This is a genomic window from Halalkalibacter lacteus, from assembly GCF_036663595.1.
GTDB classification, from domain to species: Bacteria; Bacillota; Bacilli; order Bacillales; family Bacillaceae_D; genus Halalkalibacter; species Halalkalibacter lacteus.
This window is the reverse complement of record NZ_JAWRVL010000001.1, coordinates 16,468-35,527: the sequence shown is the minus strand read 5'-3', so window position 1 is coordinate 35,527 and position 19,060 is coordinate 16,468. Positions and strand designations below refer to the sequence as shown.

The window sequence follows — 19,060 nt, the reverse complement described above, 5'->3', positions numbered from 1 at the left end:
TTTTTAGGGTATTTAATTGTATTGGAATTAATGTAGCATGATCGACTTGTGACGTCAATTTAATTTTTTTATGAAAATGTTGACTCGATCAGATCTACACTACTTACAACGTTTTGTAGGCAGATATATGAGCCAACTTATAACTTATATCGATTGTTCAAAATAATCAAGATTGGATTGTGATTCAATCTTCTTATCAAGCAATTGGAGCATTCTTTTGGCCCGTAAATCAGAAATCGTACGGTAATGGTGTTCGCCTCCTGGCTCTTCATCAGCTTCATCTGCCATGGCGACAACGTGTTGAAGTGGGTTAAGCTCAAGATAGCCATTTGGTAAATAAGAATCGGTATGCAGCAATATCGCTAAGGTTATATCTTTAGCTATACGAGGATGTTCACCAAGTCGTATGAGCAATTTATGAGCACGTTCAGCACCTTTAATTGCATGAATATCATTTTCTTTATATAAATCGTAATCCCATTTTCCATCTCGGTACCAAGTATAATGCCCGATATCGTGAAGGAATGCAGCCTTCGTTGCACGGTCAGGATCGACTCCTTGCTCTTGGGCTAAACGAAATGCATGATAAGCACAAGCGATCGCATGGGCCATACCGGAGCGTTTTACATACTTTTGCGTAATCGGATGATCGAACAATTGAACTAATGTAACATGTCTCACGTCACATTCCTCCTTTATTTAAGTGAGTGTAAAGAAATCTTCCTATAAAAAAGTATATTTCAACTATTATATAGATTTATTGGATCGGATGCAACCATTTCTTTGGAAATGGGCTAGAATCCAATGAGTTATATGTGTATAATGGACGGAAGGAAGTAAGAAAGGAGTTTTCCATGGCAACAACACATACATTTTCAAAAGGTGAAGAAATTGCAAACGCAATTACACACGGTATTGGAGCTATTCTTAGTGTCGCAGCACTTGTCCTACTCGTTGTCTACTCGAGTATATATGGCTCAGCTTGGCATGTTGTAAGTTTCACGATTTACGGTGTGACGATGCTTTTGCTTTATTTCTCTTCAACATTGGTGCATGCATTTCCTAAAGGGAAAGTAAAAAATTTATTTGAAATATTTGATCATGCTTCAATTTATTTGTATATTGCTGGTAGTTATACTCCTTTATTGTTTATTGTCGTTCAAGGAACGCTTGGATGGACATTATTCGGTATTGTTTGGGGAATTGCTACTATTGGAGTTGTCTTTAAAATCTTTTTCGTGAAAAAGTTTTTATTTATGTCGACTATTTTTTATATTGGTATGGGCTGGCTTGCGATTTTTGCGATTAAACCAATTATCCAAACGCTTCCCCCTGCTGGAACTGCTTTGCTTTTGGTTGGTGGGATATGTTATACGGTCGGAACGATTTTCTATGTTTGGCGTGGATTTAAATTTCATCATGCAATATGGCATCTGTTTGTTCTTGCCGGATCAATCTTTCATTTCTTTTTAATATTGTTTTATGTATTACCAATCTAAAATAAAAAGCAGATACTGCCTCAGGAGAGTCAGTATCTGCTTTTTTAAATGTTTGGGTACGTACTTCAAAGGAGCAAACAAAGACTTACAATATGTTAACATTATTCTATGATGACAATGTCTGTCTAATAACGTTATAATTTGGTAGGAGGGGATAAACATGTATGTGACCATTTCAGAGCTTGCAGCATACTTAGAATTAACAGAAGACTATCTTTTACATCAAATAAAGCGAGGGCAAGTGAAAGTGGTATTCGATGGAGAGAAGTATTTAGTGAACCGTGAAAACTTCTTGTGGCATAAAGAGCAGCTTGATCTAAAGCGGAGACAGTTGGCTGCAGAAGCAGAGGAACCTCTTCCTGAAGATTGGGATGCTAAAGACGAGGATTAATACATACAATATAAAAGTGAACACAAAACCAAAAGAGAAGGTTGTGAGACATACATGGGGAAACATTTGGTGTTTGTGCTCATGCTTTGTATCTTTGGCTTCGTTGTGGCACCATTTTCTGTACAAGCAGAAGAAACAGAGTCAAACAAAGCAAGAGACCATGAGCATAAGGTAATAACGAAGACGCTGTTAGATTTACCTGAACAGTTAGCTCGGTTTGAATACGATACAGGATATTCATTCATCTATCCAGATGACGGAGTAAGAGGGGTTTATGTAACTGGACACTCAGCAGGTGGACAGCGCTTTAATTCATTACTTGAATTGATCAATTCGACTGAACTCAATGCTATGGTCATTGACATTAAAGATGACCATGGTTACTTAACTTATCGACCAGATAAGGAGTCACCTTTTTTCGATATTTCTCAAAATTTAATTAGGAATACAGAACAATTGATGACAACTCTAGAGGAAAATGAAGTGTATCCTATTGCCCGTATTGTCGTGTTTAAGGATACTGTGTTAGCTGAAAAGAAACCAGAACTTTCTTTTAGAGAAAATGGTAAAGTGTGGAAGAACAATAGAGGAGAAGCGTTTGTCAATCCATTCTTAAAAGAAGTCTGGGATTATAACATTGCTCTTGCGGAAAAAGCTGCAAAATTGGGTTTTAAGGAAGTACAATTTGACTATGTTCGTTTTCCGGAAGGGTTTGAACGTCGCGATGAAATCCTTGAGTATGATACTGGGGATTATAAAGATGGCGATGATAATGTGAAAAAAAGAGTTGAAGCGGTTACTGATTTTGTTGCTTATGCAAGAGAACGGTTATCTCCCTATAACATAGATGTATCAGTCGATATTTTCGGTTATGCGGCAACGATTACAGAAGCACCTGGAATCGGACAGAACTTCTCCAAAATTTCAGATAATGTGGATGTTATTTCATCCATGATCTACCCAAGTCACTGGACGCCTTATTTTGGAATTACTAAACCTGACCTTTATCCTTATGAATTAACGAAAGAATACGCTAAGGTTGAAAATGAAGTGTTAGGATCTTTGGACGATCCGCCAGTTTCGAGACCTTGGATTCAAGATTTTACTGCTTCATGGTTAGGATCAGGGAACTACAAAAGCTATGGAAAAGAAGAAGTAGAAGCCCAAATTAGAGCGCTGAATGAACAAGGAATCGATGAATTTCTACTTTGGAATGCTACAAATCGCTATACTCAGGGTGTTAATTATAAACCATTGGATTGAGATAAAAAGCTGTTACAACTGTAGCAGCTTTTTTGAGGAACTAATTGGGGCTGAGGTAAAGTGGAGGCTGACTCCAAGAAACACCGTGCAATTGTATGAGATAATGGCATATACTATAAATAATGGGTATGAGGCATAATTTTCCTAATATATGCTGAAATGAGGCAGTTTAAGGAGAGACGAAAGTTGAATATACTAAGGTTATAATGATCATGGAGGGTCAAACGCATGAATTGGTATGAGAAGCTAAATGAATACTTTCCTATTGAGGAAATGAAATCAAAAGAGCATATGGAATTACTGTTAAAAGAAAAAGCTGATATTTACCATAAAGATGAAGGACCAAATCATGTTATGATGTATGTAGAAACCAACGATTTCGTCTTTGTTGATTACCTATTTGTTTCAACAGATGCTAGAGGTCAAGGATTAGGAAAAAAACTGATCAATCAGCTAAAGCAAAAGGATAAGCCAATTATTCTTGAAGTTGAACCAGTCGATTATGATGATACTGATACAAAAAAGCGACAACATTTTTATAATCGAGAAGGGTTTAAGCATGCACAGTCAATTGGTTATAGCAGACGCTCTCTTGCCACAAATGAAGTGAATGAACTCGAAATTCTTTATTGGTCTCCAACGAATGAGTCAGAGAAAAGCATCTTCGAAAAAATGAAACATACGTATGAAAATATTCATACGTACAAAGATAAAGAGCTCTATGGCCAATCTTATCAGGGTGTAGACGAAGTACTCACCTATGAAGAAGAAAAGGATCAAGCGACTGTGTAGCTGTGAATCGTTCATCAAAAATGAGGGTGATTCGAATGAAACGGAAAGATGTAAAAAAACGGAAGAAAAAACGCGAAATGTTAAAAGATTTTTTGAAGAAAAATGTACGAGATTGGAAGCAACGTTCTAACCGGAATCCAATGCCGACACCATCAAGACGAACAATAGCATAACAATGAAAAGGGGTGGCTCACATGTGAGTCACCCCTTTTCAAAAGAAACTATAAAATTTGAGTGGATTTAAAGAAGTATGAAAGCTTACTCAGAGAAGGCAGTGGCTCCACAATCTGCATTGCTTATAAGAAAAGGCCGATTTGTGGTTTTTCTTATTGTTGTTCGGTCGTTGTTTCTCCTTTCTTCATTTTTCTTCTGTCGGTTAGCTCATAAATGACAGGCACTAAAAATATCGTTATGAATGTAGAAATAGCTAAACCAAATACAATAACAATTGCCATTGGTTGCTGGACCTCTGTGCCTTCTCCAAAGCCTAGAGTGAGCGGAATAAGACCTAAGATGGTTGTTAAGGCTGTCATCAAAATAGGTCTTAACCTTGTTGGACCAGCTAACATGATGGCATCATAAGTTGAAAAGCCTTCTTTTTTTAATGTGTTAATATAGTCAACTAAAACGATCGCATTATTAACGACAATACCGGTTAAAATCAAAATGCCAATTAATGACCCTACTCCAACAGGTTGGTTCGTTACAAGTAAGCCAATAATAATACCAATCGCCGTTATGGGAACGGAGAACATGATGATAAACGGATAAAAGAAAGACTCGAAACGACCTGCCATTACCATGTACACAAGAACAACGGCTAATGTAATGGCACCACCTAATTTCACAAATGCATCATTCATCTGTTCGTTTTGACCACCAAATGTGATGCGATAACCGCTAGGGAGGGTAGGGCGAACCTTTTCTTTAAGTGTAAGTTCAATATCATTAATGACACTCCCTAAATCGCGCCCTATAATGTCGGCTGTTACAGTCATTTCACGTAATCGGTCAGCTCTTCGAATGGAACTTGGACCTTGTCCACGCTCAATATTTGCGACCTCAGATAATGGGATTCGTTCTCCGGATGGAGTATCAATAAGAAGGTGCTCTAAGTGAGTAACAGATGCTGTATATCGTTCGTCCACTTGTAACCTCACATTTCGTTCGTCTCCATTTCTAGCAAGCTTTGTTGCGATAAGTCCTCTTGTTGCATGTCTGATTGTATTGGCAATTTGTGCACTTCCTATACCGTAAGAGGCGGCGGACTGACGGTTGATTGAAACGGTTACTTCTGGATTCCCTTCAGTGTAATTTGAAGTGGGTTCACGAACACCTTCGATAGTAGAAATTGTTGAAATAATATCTCCTGTAATCCGTTTCAAAGTCTGTAAATCTGTACCTCTTATTGTTACGGAAATCGGATGTTCTGATAGACCCATGTCACTTGCTGATATTGTTATACTTGCATTAGCGACTTGTTTCAGACGTGTGCGAATTTCTTCTGCTACTTCTAGGTCGGAGCGACTGCGTTTTGTCAGTTCTTTTAGCAAAATACTATACGATGCCCGGTTTGCCTGGGATCCAGCTCCAATCGTAAAGGTATCCGTTCCTCCAACTGTTACAAATGTTACATCAATCTCGGGAATGTCGCGAAGTTGTTCATCGATTTCCTCAGTTAATTCATATGTTGCTTTTAAAGCAGATCCAACTGGTAAGCGAGCATCAATACTAATAAAACCTTGATCTTGTTCAGGCAAAAATTCTGTACCAAGAAGGGGAATGCAAGCAAGAGATAACCCGAGTAATCCTAGTGTAGATAAAAGAATGGTTTTTGGCTTTGCTAATGATTTCCTTAATAGCCGTTCATATATTATTTTAGTTCGATTAAACCCACGTTGAAAAGCTGTTACATCATCATTCATTTTCAAAAAAGTGGATGATAGTAGGGGAACAATGATCAGTGCTGTTATAAGAGAAGCAAGCAAGGAAAAAGCTACTGTAATTGCAAGAGGCCTAAATAATTGAGCTGCTAAACCTTCAACAAATACAATGGGAAGGAACACAACAACTGTAGTTAAGGTGGAGGCAATGATGGCTCCACCAATTTCATTTGTTCCAGTTATGGCTGCTTCTTGTTTTCCTTCACCTACTTGTCTCTTCCTGTAAATGTTCTCAAGAATGACGATGGCGTTATCAACCATCATTCCAACGCCAAGAGCAAGTCCGCCAAGTGTTAAGATATTTAATGTTTCCCCGTAAAAAAATAAAAACAAAAACGTTGTCATGATCGAAATCGGTATTGAAATACCAATGATAAGCGTACTACGAACATTTCGTAAAAACATATATAAAACAAAAGCAGCTAACAAACTACCGATTACAATATTCCATCCAACTGCACGGAGCGATTGTTCTATAAACCGGCTTTGGTCGAAAATCGTCCTAATTTCGGTGCCTTCAGGAAGAAAGGATTTCAAATGTTGAATTTCGCGATTAATGCTCCTGGAAACCGCAACTGTATTTGTCCCTGAGCCTTTTAAAATGGACACACCTACGGCTGGGGCGCCATTTACATAACTTTCTTGAGCAATGGGTGCTGTTGTTTCAAGAATGTCTACAAGTTCCCCTAGAGGGACTATGCCTTCAACGGTGGAGATTGGCAAAATTTCCAGATCATAAACCGATTGGAATTCCCCTGTTACGCGGATCGGGAGGCTTTGATTAGCATCTGTCACTTGTCCACCAGGAAGATTAAGATTTTCGCTACTAATCAACTGCTGTAAATCTGTCATACTTAATCCGAAATTTGTTAAGCGATCTGGATTAACAGCTAGTTGAATCTCCTGATCAGCACCTCCTTCAATGCGAACAGCTGCTACTCCGTCTATAGAATTGAGCCTAGGTTGAATTTCATTCTCAACTAATTTTTTGGCTTCTGCAATATTTCCAGTCGGTTCTGTAATGGCTAATTGAATAATTGGCAACATACTAGGATCGAACCGCATGACTTGTGGAGTGGCAACTTCATTTGGCAAATGATCACGAATTTGATCAATGCGTTCTCGCATTGTTAAGGTGGCAAAGTCTAAATTCGTTCCCCAATCAAAAGAGACGAGGATTAGAGCCCCACCTGTTCGGGAGGTAGATGAGACCGATTCGACATTCGGTACACTTGACATCATTTCCTCAATAGGACGAGTAAGAAGCTGCTCAACTTCTTCAGGGCCAGCCCCTTCATATGATGCTGTGACAGCTACGACAGGAAAGCTTAATTCAGGAAAGAGATCAACTGGAAGATTTCGAAGCGAGACCGTCCCTAAAATGATTAATAGGACGATAAACATCGCCATTGCAACGGGTCTTAATACAGATAATTTTGCTAGGTTCATTTTATAGTCTCACTCACTTCGAATTGTTATTTCGGCACCATCGGTTAATCGTTCTTTTCCAGTTGTAACAACTTGATCTTTTTCTTTTAAACCAGAAATTACTTCAATAAGGTCTCCATCTCTTGACCCAAGTTTAATGGTTTGTCTTGTTGCTACTTGATCGTTTAAGACAAATGTATACGGTTTCCCGTCCTCATACAAGATCGCTTCAGCAGGGATAACAAGGGCCTTGCTAATGGTGCCTAAATCTATCGTAGCGTTTACTCGCATTCCTCCTTTAAAGTGCATGGATTCATTGGTTAAAGGAATTTGAACCATAAACGTATTCGTTTGTGGATTTATAACAGGTGAAATGCTCGCAACTTCAGCTTCAAATGTTTTAGGCATTCCTGCAACAGCAAGCTTAGCTGTTAACCGAGGTGATAGTTTGGCAACTTGAAAACTATTTACTGAAAACGTAGCGTCCATTTGTGCTAAGTCCGAAACGACAATAAGTGGGTGATTCGACAGAGCAGTTTGTCCGGCTGAAACGTCTAATTGGGTAACAACTCCTGCAATTGGTGCTGTTAGCTTTGTTGCTTGTACGGCTTGTTCAGCTTGACGAACAGCTTCTTTAGCATTTGTTATTTGCGCTTTTATTTCAAGTGTGTTTGCGGGAGAAATAGACCTTATATTACTAGTAGCTTGCGCAAGTTCAGCTTGTTTTAAAGAAACTTCTAATGAAGCTTGAAGTAAGTCGACAAGTGACCCTTCAAGATCCTCTTTATTAAGTTCCTCAATTATTTCTTGTGAACTGACAATTGAACTCTGTAATTGCTGTTCTAACTCTTTAACGTTTTCGAGGTTTTCTTCAATTGAAAGATTTAATTGTCTTGCTTGAACAAGGCTACGTTCGAGCTCTTCGACTACACTTTGAGCTTGTGCAACTTGTCTAGTGGCTTCTTCATTATTTAACGTAATGAGTAGATCTCCCCGATCAACAGCTTGTCCTACTTCCACATGCACGTTTGTCACTTCAAGTGGCATCATTGTTACAAGTGGAATTTGCTTCTTAGGAGAAAGTTGTCCTGAAAGTTCTAGTGTTTGTTTGATTGAACTTCGGTTAATTGAGTCTACTTCTACAAGTAGACGTTGATGTCCGATTTGATCATTTGTTATATCGTCTGTGGAACAAGCAGATAGGACTAGAAGAATAATTAATATTCCAATCTTAATTTTCAATAATGTTCAGCTCCTACTTGAATATGTAAAGAGTGAAAAGCTTATTCTGCCAATAGAATGGGCTCTAATAGGTTGCTGCAATGGCTCTGTACGCTGTTCATTGTTAGTAGATGCGAAATAAGGAAAAACGACCCTTTTTGTGCATCCTCCATTAACTTGTGACAAACATGTGACAAGTATGAGGCAGAAATAAAAAAATCATAAAACGACTAAATAAACATATATGTTTAGAAAAGATTTTTTTGTATAATAGGTTTATAATGTCATATTGAGGGTACTTACCTTTGTGTTGAGTTTATTGCTTTTGTAAAGGATGAACATATCGCTGTAAATTGTATATACAAAAGTTTGACGACTTTGTATAATAGTACGTAATCAATAAAAATGACATTTTAAACATCTTAGTTCGTCATAGATCTCAAACTTGAAAGGAGAGGTCCGTTAAATGGTTACATTATTAACATCACCTAGTTGTACATCATGCCGTAAAGCAAAAGCGTGGCTAGAAGAACATAATATCCCATTCGAGGAACGAAATATTTTTGCATCTCCACTGTCTATTGAAGAGGTAAAAGAAGTGGTGAGAATGACTGAGGATGGTACCGATGAAATTATTTCAACACGTTCGAAGGTTTTCCAAGAACTAAATGTTGAGTTAGAGTCGTTACCTTTACAAACGTTGTTCAAAATTATTAGTGAAAACCCTGGCTTACTTCGTCGTCCTATCATTTTTGATGAGAAACGTTTGCAAGTAGGGTATAATGACGCTGAAATTCGTCGTTTTCTCCCTCGTAAGGTTCGTACGTTTCAATTACAAGAGGCTCAGCGCCTAGTCAATTAATAAAAAACCCTTCTACTAAAACAAGTAGAAGGGTTTTGTTTTCTCTTGAATAGCCTCGAAGCAATGAGCGGAGCAATGTGCAGAGGCATTGCATCCATTTCTTTTCTTTGAACACGTTCTTAAAAGGATTTTCAACTGTGTGCCTAAGCAATACTTATGCAGAACAGAAAGGAAATTCTTCAATTATTATGGAAAGAGCGAACTGGGTAGGGCGTTGAATATAAACTAAGCGCTCTGCCCGATTTCTTAGTTAGACCTAATTCGATAAGCTCCTGCTAAGAGCACTGCTACAATAACGAAAAGTTGAAAGCCCATAGTGAAGATAGGATGTTGAATGAACAGTGGGCTGAGCATTTCTTCATGGGTAATCATTCGACTGGCAGTAAAAGCAAGGATCCCTGCACCTAAGTAAATAATAATAGGGAAGCGATCAAACGCCTTTAAAATCAACGTGCTCCCCCAAATGATGATCGGTACAGAAATGAGTAAACCGATTAAAACAAGGGTGTGATTTCCATGAGCCGCTCCTGCAACGGCAATGACATTATCAAATCCCATGACGAGATCAGCAAGTATTATTGCCTTTATGGCACTCCAAAGGTTTGTTCCCCCTTCAACTTTATGGTCCTCTGCTTGATCTGATAACAAACTATAAGCAATGTAAACGAGTAATGCGCCACCTATAGCAAGAAGGAACGGAATCTCAAGTAAATTGACTGCAACAACAGTAAGAGACATTCGCATGAAGAGAGCCAAACATATACCTAGAATAATAGCTCGATTCCTAATTTCTTTTGGCAGGTTTCGACAAGCAAGAGCGACTACAATCGCATTGTCTCCACCTAAAATGATGTCAATTCCTATAATTGCAAGGAGAGAGAGGAGAAAATCAGTATCCATATTTCGCATCATCCTTCGGCGTAAGCACGTTATTTGTTTCATAATGGTCAAAGGTTACTCATACATTGATCATAGAGATTAAGTAGGAAGCTTGTCTGACCCTCTACTAAGAACATATATGGATTTAAGGAACAAAATATGATGAAAAAATTTATAGGCATAAGTTTGCTTACACCTGTTATAATGGATGGTAATACTGATTTTTTGAAAATATACGAAATTCTAGTTTAAAAATTTCCAATTTCAATCGATATATCATAAAATAGTAGTAAGCAAATTATTCTCTGTGAGATTATATTGATTTACTGAAGGGAATTTGTTTACTTGTATTGAAGTAATTTGGGTATTATCATTAAGATGTGCAAATTGTTACATTGACTAAGTATTTGAAGGGGGTTTAATAGCAAGTTCCTCATCAAGATTAAGTCTAGTGAACATTACTCGATTAGGAGGGAGAGCGAACATGGATATTGAACGCGTCAATGATACGACCATTAAATTTTTTATAACTTATACAGATATTGAGGATAGAGGCTTTGACCGAGATGAAATTTGGTACAATCGTGAGCGTGGAGAAGAGCTCTTCTTCGAAATGATGAATGAAGCAAACGATAGAGATGATGAATTTGAGTTGGATGGACCATTATGGATTCAGGTTCATGCATTAGATAAAGGGTTAGAAATTGTTGTTACAAGAGGGCAAGTTTCTGATGGAAGTGTAAAACTGGAAATTCCAGTTACCGATAAAGAAACAGGTGAAGCAAATCTTGTGGATTTAATGTCTGGAAATGAAGATGATGAGTTAGACAATTCAAATGATCATCTTGAGATTGTCATTGGGTTCAGAGATTTTGAAGATGTCATCTCACTAAGTCATAATTTCTTTATTGATGATTTATACAATGAGCTTTATCATTTTGAAGGTACGTATTATTTACATGTTCTATTTAATGATGAGCGCTACAATGAAGATGAGCAGGATGACATGTTAAGTCAAATGCTTGAATATGGATATGAATCTGACCTTTCTATTTACCGAGTGAAGGAATATGGAAAAGAGATTGTCAAAGAAAATGCACTCCCTGTAATTAGAAAGTCATTTTCTTAATAATGCAATGATTTTGTTGTTTGAAACAATGTCAAACAAGGTATATATCTAATAGGGATATCTCTTAGAAATGATATATGCTGTAAAAAAGGGGGATCCTATGGGTCTCCCTCTTTTCTTGAGCTAAGAAAAAACTGGTTCTGAGTTTTTTTATGATTTCTAATAGGTGAAATTTCATTGAGCGGAGTGTCAGATGAAAAATCAATTAAATATACTCGTTTTTTTAGCTTCGCTGCTAGCGGTGCTTTATATGACAAGGATCTATTGGGAAGGTTGGGTTGTCGGAGCTCTAAGTGTTGCTTTTTCATTATCTGTTGTTTTCATAGCTGTCGTTATCTTTTTTGAAAATCGACATCCAACCAAAACCCTTACTTGGTTATTAGTATTGGCTGCTTTTCCTTTAGTAGGCTTCTTCTTTTATTTATTATTTGGTCAAAACCACCGTAAAAATCGCTCTTTTTCCCTCAAGGCGATTCAGGATGAACAAGCTTTTCACAAGATTGAAGGTCAGAAGCAAATAAATGAAGATCAAATTAAAAAGATGGGTGGGCATCAACAGTTACTCTTTCGTCTAGCGCATAGGTTAGGAAATAACCCTGTTTCCTTTTCAACAGAAACAAAAGTACTTACAGATGGAAAGGAAACGTTTGCTCATATTTTACAAGCACTTAAGCAAGCTGATCATCATATTCATCTAGAGTATTATATTGTTCGCGATGATGAGATTGGTCATGAATTAAAGGAGATATTAATTGCTAAGGCCAAGGCTGGAGTAGAAGTTCGGTTTCTATATGATGCGGTGGGAAGTTGGCAACTTTCCAAAGCGTATATTCATGAGTTGCGAGAGGGTGGAGTTGAAATTACTGGATTTTCTCCTGTTAAGTTACCCTTTTTAAATCATAAAATTAACTTTCGTAATCACCGTAAAATCATTGTTATTGATGGTATTATTGGCTTTGTAGGAGGTCTTAACATAGGCGATGAATATTTAGGAAGGCATTCCTATTTTGGCTACTGGAGGGATACGCATTTATTTGTCAGAGGAGAAGCTGTGCGGACATTGCAGTTAATCTTTTTACAAGATTGGCATTATCAAACGGGGGAAACGATTTTAAATCCTACTTATTTATCTCCTGCCCTGACATCAGTGCATGCAGATGGTGGTGTCCAAATGATTGCAAGTGGACCTGATACTCGTTGGGAAATTAATAAAAAGCTGTTTTTTTCTATGATTACATCTGCCAAGAAAACAATTTGGATTGCAAGTCCATACTTTATCCCAGATGATGATATATTAAGCGCTTTAAAGATTGCTGCGTTAAGTGGAATTGATGTAAGAATTCTCGTGCCAAATCGTCCAGACAAACGAATCGTTTTTCATGCCTCGCGCTCTTACTTTCCAGAGTTACTTGAGGCAGGAGTGAAGATTTATGAGTATAACCAAGGATTTTTACATAGTAAACTTATTATTGTTGATCATGAAATTGCTTCTATAGGAACGTCGAATATGGATATGAGAAGCTTTCACTTAAACTTTGAAGTAAACGCATACCTATACCGTACAAAAAGTGTGACAAAGCTTGTGAGTGATTTTGTTTATGATCTGGAGCATTCAAATCAATTAAGCTATCAATTATTTAGAAACAGATCTATTTTCTATCGTATTATTGAATCAACGTCAAGATTATTATCACCGCTCTTATAGAGAGGGTTACACCCTCGAGGCTACTACCAAAGGTGAAAACCTACCTTTGGTAGTAGCCTCGAATATCCTCTTTCTTTTTTTGTTTTTTTACAGGAATTTGTAAATAAAAGGCGAAACAAAATAAGGAGCAATAAATGAAATGGAGGTAGATATATGTTTAACGCTAAGCTAGGAGATGGTACCATTATCTCAATGACGGACAAGTGGCATATTAATGAGTTAAGGGAATTACGAGAAAAACGAACTTTCTACTGTCCTGCTTGTAAGTCACAAGTTCAACTGAAGTTAGGTGAATCAAAGTTATGGCATTTTGCTCATCGGTCCAATGCAGCTTGTGATAAACTTATAGAAAATGAGACGTTGTATCACTTACTTGGAAAAAAGCAGCTTTTTGAATGGTTAACAGCAAAGAAAATCGAAGTAGCCATGGAAATGTACTTACCTCTAATCAGACAAAGACCAGATATTCTATTCCGCTATAATCATACAATCTATGCCTTGGAATTCCAATGTTCCCCCATTCCATCCTCAGTCATAGAAGAACGTTCTAAAGGATACTTGCAGTTAGGGATGATTCCGTTGTGGATTCTTGGTGGAAACCGGATGAAACGGAAGGGCCCCCATTCTTTTCAAGTCGCATCATTTGAATGGTTTGCAACTCGTAAGACGGATCAACATCAGCATTTGCTTACGTATTACTGTCCTGAGAGATCTCATTTTGGAATTCTTCAACAGATTACCCCTTCTTCGTCAACAAAGATTTTAGCCTCTTATAAAGAAAAGCCAATTCGAACCACATCACTTGAAACGATTCTTACTCCAACAATTGAGTTAAACAGCACACTCTTTGATCAATGGCTCATTGTCAAAAAACATTGGCGCTACTATCATCCAAATCCGTACCCAACGAGAACAGAAAAGAGAATTCAAACAATTCTCTATAGACATCGCATCCCACCTAGCCTTTTTCCAATTGAAGCAGGCTGGCCCTCGTATAATCATTATCTTATTACGAGTTCTCCTTGTTACTGGCAAACTTTTCTTTTGTTAGAATGTCTTCAATACCAACCTCTCAATCAACCATTTTCCTTGCGAATTGCAACTCAATGCTTACAGCAACATATTGAAAAAGGTTTTTTTCTTCCAAGGCGCTTAACCGGTGATGAAAATTGGACTCATGCTGTAATGGGCTATCTTTATATGCTTGTACAGATTGGATATTTGGAGCAAGTGAACACAGAACACGAATGTTACAGAAGGATAAAAGAACTAACCATTCCTACTACGGTAGAAGAGGCAGTCTCTTTTGATCGGGCATTGTTGAAACGTTTAATAGGTCACATCACGAATGATAGGAATCTCGGACCGAATAAAGGAATAAGTGTAGAAAAGACGAATATATAGAGTGTGGAATGAATTTGGAGGTGTAAAGCTTTTGTCAAAAACATTGCAAAAACGCGTAGAAGTACCTGTTGAACGAACATGGGATTTAGAAGATATTTATTCAACCGATGAAGATTGGGAAAAAGAATTTAAAGAGATTCAAATAATGCTTCCTTATTTAGAGGCTTGTAAAGGCACATTAGCTGACTCCGCAGATACGTTATTTGTAGCTCTTGAAAAACAAAATCAAATCACTGAAATGCTTGAACGTTTGTATACGTATGCTCATATGCGATATGACCAAGATACAACGAATTCGTATTACCAGGGCTTAAATGATCGTGCAGCAAGTCTTGCTTCTCAAGTCGGACAAGTTGCATCATTTATTGTTCCTGAACTGCTAATGATCGACGAATCAAAGATTGAACGGTTTAGTAGTGAACATGATGGCTTGAAATTGTACAAGCAAATGTTTGCTGAGTTAAATGAGCAACGTGCTCATGTGCTATCTGAAAAAGAAGAAGCGATTTTGGCACAGGCAAGTGAAGTGACAAGTACTCCGAGTAATACGTTTGGAATGTTAAATAATGCTGATTTGAAATTTCCTGCGATCAAGGATGAAGATGGCGAAGAAATAGAGGTTACTCACGGGCGTTATATGCGCTTTTTAGAAAGTAGTGATCGTAGAGTACGTGAAGAGGCATTTAAAGCTGTTTATAGTACGTATGATAAATATAAAAATACATTTGCTTCAACATTAAGCGGGCAAGTGAAAAGTGATTTGTTTTATGCAAATGTCAGAAAATATAAATCAGCTAGGCAAGCTGCTTTAAGTGAAAATCATATTCCGGAAGTGGTTTATGATCAACTGGTTGAAACAGTTAATAACCGTCTAGAGCTCCTGCATCGTTACGTGAGGATACGTAAAAAAGTTTTAGGTGTAGATGAACTGCATATGTATGATCTTTATACACCACTTGTGAAAGATGTAAAGATGGAAATTCCTTACGAAAAGGCACAAGACCTTGTACTTAAAGGAGTTTCTCCGCTTGGTGAAGAGTATGGGTCCATTTTAAAAGAAGGCTTTGAAAAACGTTGGGTTGATGTTGAAGAGAACGTTGGAAAACGTAGTGGTGCTTATTCCTCCGGTGCTTACGGGACTATGCCTTATATTTTAATGAATTGGCAAGATAATGTGAATAATCTTTTCACACTTGCTCATGAATTCGGTCATAGCTTGCATAGCTATTACACACGTAAGCATCAGCCTTATTTATATGGCGATTATACTATCTTTATAGCTGAGGTCGCATCAACAGTTAATGAGGCGTTGCTCAATGATTACATGGTCAAGCGTACAGATGATCCTAAGGAAAAGCTCTATCTTTTAAATCATTTCTTAGAAGGTTTTAGAGGGACGGTTTTCCGTCAAACAATGTTTGCTGAATTCGAACAACTGATTCATGAGAAATCAGCTAGCGGCGAGGCTCTAACACCAGAGCTATTAACGAAAACATATTACGATTTAAACGTGAAATACTTTGGTGAAGACCTTGTTATTGATGAGGAAATTGGGTTAGAGTGGGCTCGGATTCCGCACTTCTACTACAATTTCTATGTCTTTCAATATGCAACAGGTTATAGTGCCGCCGCGGCCCTATCAAAGCAAGTGCTTGAAGAAGGAGAGCCTGCTGTTACACGCTATTTGGATTTCTTGAAAGCTGGAAGTTCTGATTATCCAATAGAAGTATTGAAGAGGGCAGGGGTCGATATGACATCGTCAGAGCCTATTGAACAAGCGCTAGATGTTTTTGAAAAGACATTATCAGAAATGGAAGAGTTGCTTGAATAGTAATACGTAAAAGAGGGTGATTTCCCTTCCTTGCAATTTTAGCCTGCTATGAGTAAATACTTATAGCAGGCTTTAAGTATGAGGTTGGACTTCTAGGTTTTGATCTTCAATGAATACCCTAATTTGCATTAGTGAAAACCTTTAAAGCGTTTTTGACTGGAGAGGGGAGACAAGGTAAATACGAGAGCACCAAGTAAAAGAGGTGTCGAGATCCAAAGGGGAAACAATCGCATTAATGATAAGAAAAACAAGAAATAGCTAATGAATACGAAAAGTAGGCCAATAATTATTTTTATTCGAGTCAATCTAAGCCCTCCTAACAAACCATTCTATCTTATTTTATGATAATTAGTGCAAGCTTAGAAGGAAAAAAAGTCAAAAAAGCTGTTGAATCGTTTTCAACAGCCATAGAATGGAGAACATTCCTTTTAGTTATTTATATAGCGCCAAAATACACCGTATTTCACAGGGACAGCTTCAACTTTTTGTTGGAGGACGAGTGCTTTTAATTGCTTTTCAGCTTCTTCCTCTGTCATATTGAAAACGACAGAAACCTCAATCGTTGCTACGAATTCATATTGAGCTAAAAATGCTTCTAGTGTAAGAGAGGTTGAAGGTTCAGGCTTAAATCCAAGCATTTCCTCAATGATTTGTACATAAACTTTGTAAGGGTAATTTCCTGTTACTTTTATTCCATCATCTTCAACATTGGCATTAAAAAATACAAAAGTCGGTACGATATCAACGCCCATTTCATTTGTTGTTTTTATATCATGTTGGAGTGCTTTAGTGGCTGTTTTAGATGATAGATCATTTTTAAATTCAATAGGATCTAACCCAGCTTTTTCTGCGCAGTGTATTAATACACTTTCCTCTGTAATATTTTGCTTGTTTAGAAAGAGTGCCTCCCGCATTTTTCGTAAGAAACGTACCCCAGCTTGAGGACCTTGTAATTCAGCTGCCTTTATGGCAATCGAAGCCAAGTATGGAGATTGCCATTTATATTCTAACCAAACATCTCCATCACACGACATGCCCGTTTTTGAAGCAATTTCTTCCCAAATCGAAGCAAGTGCTTGTTTTTTTGAAATAAGGCCCTTTTTTGTATGTTTACAGACATTCCATGCCTGTAAACGTCCGGCAACTAGAGTGCGGATTCGGAAATAATTACCATATTCAATCTGAAGTCTTTTTAACATTGGTTCAAAGGCCCAGCAATCAGCACATAAAGGATCAATAAATGTGTATAATTCGATTGGTTTATGGCGCTTTATTGAGTATTGTTGTTCAGGATCTAGACCACAAACGCCAAGTTGATTGTCACATGTTGAAGGAGTATCTTTTTGGTTCAATGGTCATTCTCCTTTCTACGATGAATGATTCACCATATGGTGAGCAGTCATCGTTAAACGTTCAATCATATACTCTCGGATCAGGCCCTTTAGCCCAACTTCGTCCATTGCGCTTTCCATACAACTAAGCCATGCTTGGGCATGTTTAGGGGTAATAGTAAAAGGCATATGACGGGCTCTTAACATTGGATGCCCGTGTTCTTCTGTATAAAGTGAAGGACCACCGAGAAATTGAGTTAGAAATTGCTTTTGTTTTCTTGCTGTTTCCGTTAGGTCATCCGGAAACAATGGAGCGAGTTCAGGGTGGTCAGACACTTTCTGGTAGAATGTATCAACTAATAATGATAAGACATCTTCACCTATTGCTTCATAAGGTGTTTGACTAGAATTTTCCATAGTGAAATCTCCTCTATATTAAAGCTAAATGAGTAAAACTCTCCTCATATTGTAGCAACATGAGACATGAACGGCAAATTTGATGATCTTTATATAAAAAGCTAACAAGTTCGTTAGCTTTTTATGTTTGATTATGGAGGGTCAAGGTATTTTTGAAGTGATTTTTTTGGAGTTAATAGTAAAAAAGTATTCCTCCTAGTAACAGCTTCTTATATTTTTACTATGATAGAAAACGTGTCTTTAAGACAGGCATTGGTTGTTATTTTGTTATACCTTTAGACTGTTTTTTCGAGTGAAGAAGCGACGAACTTTATTTTCTGTCGGAATGAAATCTACTTGATATGTAGTTAATAAGTTCTTCAATGTAGTAGTGGCGTGTTCTTCCGATTTTCCTTCAAATTCAATTTCATAATCAATTTGGTCGAAGTAGCTACTTTGATCAAAACAAAGGTTGCCTTCTTCATATTGTATTTCAATTCGCTTTGTTGATAATGTCCCTACAAATTTCAATTCGTTTATTGGAATATTGAGCATATCAAGTTGTGTTTTTACTTCACCCGAAGGTAATATTCCTTCTTCTTTTGCTTGAAGCCAGTCAGCCTCACTTATGGTTTGATGCGTTTCAAGTTTGCCGACCTTATGAGGTTGTTTCAGTGTTAATGTATAAGTTTCTGCCCTCTCACGAACACGTAGACCAGAGCCTGTTTCTTTCAATGAGAAGCTAGGTGTCTCAAGGTAATGATTATGTTGGACAATTGCATCTTCTTCTGTTAATCCAAATCCACTTAATAATTTAGAATAGGATTGCTTCGTTAGCATTGATTTTACTTCAATTTCAACTTCTTGTGCCATTTGTGACCACCCTTTTTAGAAAATTGACAAATCCTTATGTTTTTAAAGTAGAATTCCTTTTCATTATAGCAGGTTGCCACTACAATAGGCATTGATACGTAATTACATATGAA

At 37.4% G+C, this 19,060-nt stretch carries 18 protein-coding genes; 10 read left to right on the top strand and 8 right to left on the bottom strand.

Translation table 11 applies throughout. From position 1 onward, the window contains the following. Positions 1–144: 144 nt before the first annotated feature. Entirely contained in the window at positions 145–681 is a 537-nt protein-coding gene (locus SAZ04_RS00175) for an HD domain-containing protein (protein ID WP_332689209.1), read from the bottom strand. Positions 682–854: 173 nt separating this feature from the next. Here SAZ04_RS00175 and trhA point away from each other — a divergent pair, with 173 nt between their 5' ends. The 5 genes from trhA to SAZ04_RS00150 all read left to right on the top strand — a co-directional run bounded on the left by trhA (position 855) and on the right by SAZ04_RS00150 (position 4,118). Further along, positions 855–1,499 carry a PAQR family membrane homeostasis protein TrhA gene (gene trhA, locus SAZ04_RS00170; RefSeq protein WP_332689206.1) on the top strand — a complete coding sequence of 215 codons (645 nt, stop codon included), beginning with the start codon at positions 855–857 and terminating at the stop codon, positions 1,497–1,499. Between the two features lie 160 nt (positions 1,500–1,659). Continuing rightward, complete coding sequence (locus SAZ04_RS00165; protein ID WP_332689203.1) at positions 1,660–1,890, top strand: excisionase family DNA-binding protein; 231 nt, start codon at positions 1,660–1,662, stop codon at positions 1,888–1,890. A 54-nt stretch (positions 1,891–1,944) separates the two neighbouring features. Continuing rightward, the gene (locus tag SAZ04_RS00160; protein WP_332689200.1) at positions 1,945–3,153 is read left to right on the top strand and encodes a putative glycoside hydrolase; all 1,209 of its coding nucleotides are present in this window, start codon (positions 1,945–1,947) and stop codon (positions 3,151–3,153) included. A 228-nt stretch (positions 3,154–3,381) separates the two neighbouring features. Continuing rightward, the gene (locus tag SAZ04_RS00155; RefSeq protein ID WP_332689197.1) at positions 3,382–3,945 is read left to right on the top strand and encodes a GNAT family N-acetyltransferase; all 564 of its coding nucleotides are present in this window, start codon (positions 3,382–3,384) and stop codon (positions 3,943–3,945) included. 35 nt (positions 3,946–3,980) lie between these two features. Beyond that, positions 3,981–4,118, top strand: coding sequence for a hypothetical protein (locus SAZ04_RS00150; protein WP_332689194.1), 138 nt, complete (start codon positions 3,981–3,983; stop codon positions 4,116–4,118). 153 nt (positions 4,119–4,271) lie between these two features. Here the strand turns inward: SAZ04_RS00150 and SAZ04_RS00145 are convergent, their stop codons facing one another. Both SAZ04_RS00145 and SAZ04_RS00140 read right to left on the bottom strand, forming a co-directional pair. After that, a complete protein-coding gene (locus tag SAZ04_RS00145; RefSeq protein WP_332689191.1) occupies positions 4,272–7,337 on the bottom strand; it encodes an efflux RND transporter permease subunit in 3,066 nt (1,021 codons plus the stop codon). A gap of 9 nt (positions 7,338–7,346) precedes the next feature. Continuing rightward, positions 7,347–8,558, bottom strand: a complete 1,212-nt coding sequence (locus SAZ04_RS00140; RefSeq protein ID WP_332689188.1) for an efflux RND transporter periplasmic adaptor subunit — start codon at positions 8,556–8,558, stop codon at positions 7,347–7,349. A 445-nt stretch (positions 8,559–9,003) separates the two neighbouring features. Between SAZ04_RS00140 and spxA the strand changes: the two genes are divergently transcribed. Further along, positions 9,004–9,399, top strand: coding sequence for a transcriptional regulator SpxA (spxA, locus tag SAZ04_RS00135; protein WP_332689185.1), 396 nt, complete (start codon positions 9,004–9,006; stop codon positions 9,397–9,399). A 246-nt stretch (positions 9,400–9,645) separates the two neighbouring features. Here the strand turns inward: spxA and SAZ04_RS00130 are convergent, their stop codons facing one another. Beyond that, a complete protein-coding gene (locus SAZ04_RS00130; protein ID WP_332689182.1) occupies positions 9,646–10,299 on the bottom strand; it encodes a TerC family protein in 654 nt (217 codons plus the stop codon). A 463-nt stretch (positions 10,300–10,762) separates the two neighbouring features. Here SAZ04_RS00130 and mecA point away from each other — a divergent pair, with 463 nt between their 5' ends. From mecA to pepF, 4 genes are all read left to right on the top strand, one after another. Beyond that, positions 10,763–11,407, top strand: a complete 645-nt coding sequence (gene mecA, locus SAZ04_RS00125) for an adaptor protein MecA (RefSeq protein ID WP_332689180.1) — start codon at positions 10,763–10,765, stop codon at positions 11,405–11,407. Between the two features lie 193 nt (positions 11,408–11,600). Beyond that, entirely contained in the window at positions 11,601–13,112 is a 1,512-nt protein-coding gene (gene cls, locus SAZ04_RS00120) for a cardiolipin synthase (protein ID WP_332689177.1), read from the top strand. Positions 13,113–13,265: 153 nt separating this feature from the next. Further along, complete coding sequence (locus SAZ04_RS00115) at positions 13,266–14,516, top strand: competence protein CoiA (protein WP_332689174.1); 1,251 nt, start codon at positions 13,266–13,268, stop codon at positions 14,514–14,516. Positions 14,517–14,547: 31 nt separating this feature from the next. After that, positions 14,548–16,347, top strand: coding sequence for an oligoendopeptidase F (pepF, locus tag SAZ04_RS00110; protein ID WP_332689171.1), 1,800 nt, complete (start codon positions 14,548–14,550; stop codon positions 16,345–16,347). A gap of 128 nt (positions 16,348–16,475) precedes the next feature. On the opposite strand, the gene SAZ04_RS23700 is transcribed toward pepF, so the two are convergent. The 4 genes from SAZ04_RS23700 to SAZ04_RS00095 form a co-directional block, all read right to left on the bottom strand. Further along, positions 16,476–16,598 (bottom strand): hypothetical protein, encoded by a 123-nt coding sequence (locus SAZ04_RS23700; RefSeq protein WP_488803314.1) that lies wholly within the window; start codon positions 16,596–16,598, stop codon positions 16,476–16,478. 177 nt (positions 16,599–16,775) lie between these two features. Further along, positions 16,776–17,699: a ClpXP adapter SpxH family protein gene (locus SAZ04_RS00105; RefSeq protein WP_332689168.1), complete on the bottom strand. Its 924-nt coding sequence runs from the start codon at positions 17,697–17,699 to the stop codon at positions 16,776–16,778. A 15-nt stretch (positions 17,700–17,714) separates the two neighbouring features. Next, positions 17,715–18,095, bottom strand: a complete 381-nt coding sequence (locus SAZ04_RS00100) for a globin domain-containing protein (protein WP_332689165.1) — start codon at positions 18,093–18,095, stop codon at positions 17,715–17,717. A 267-nt stretch (positions 18,096–18,362) separates the two neighbouring features. Continuing rightward, positions 18,363–18,947, bottom strand: a complete 585-nt coding sequence (locus SAZ04_RS00095; protein WP_332689162.1) for a CYTH domain-containing protein — start codon at positions 18,945–18,947, stop codon at positions 18,363–18,365. Positions 18,948–19,060 lie beyond the last annotated feature (113 nt).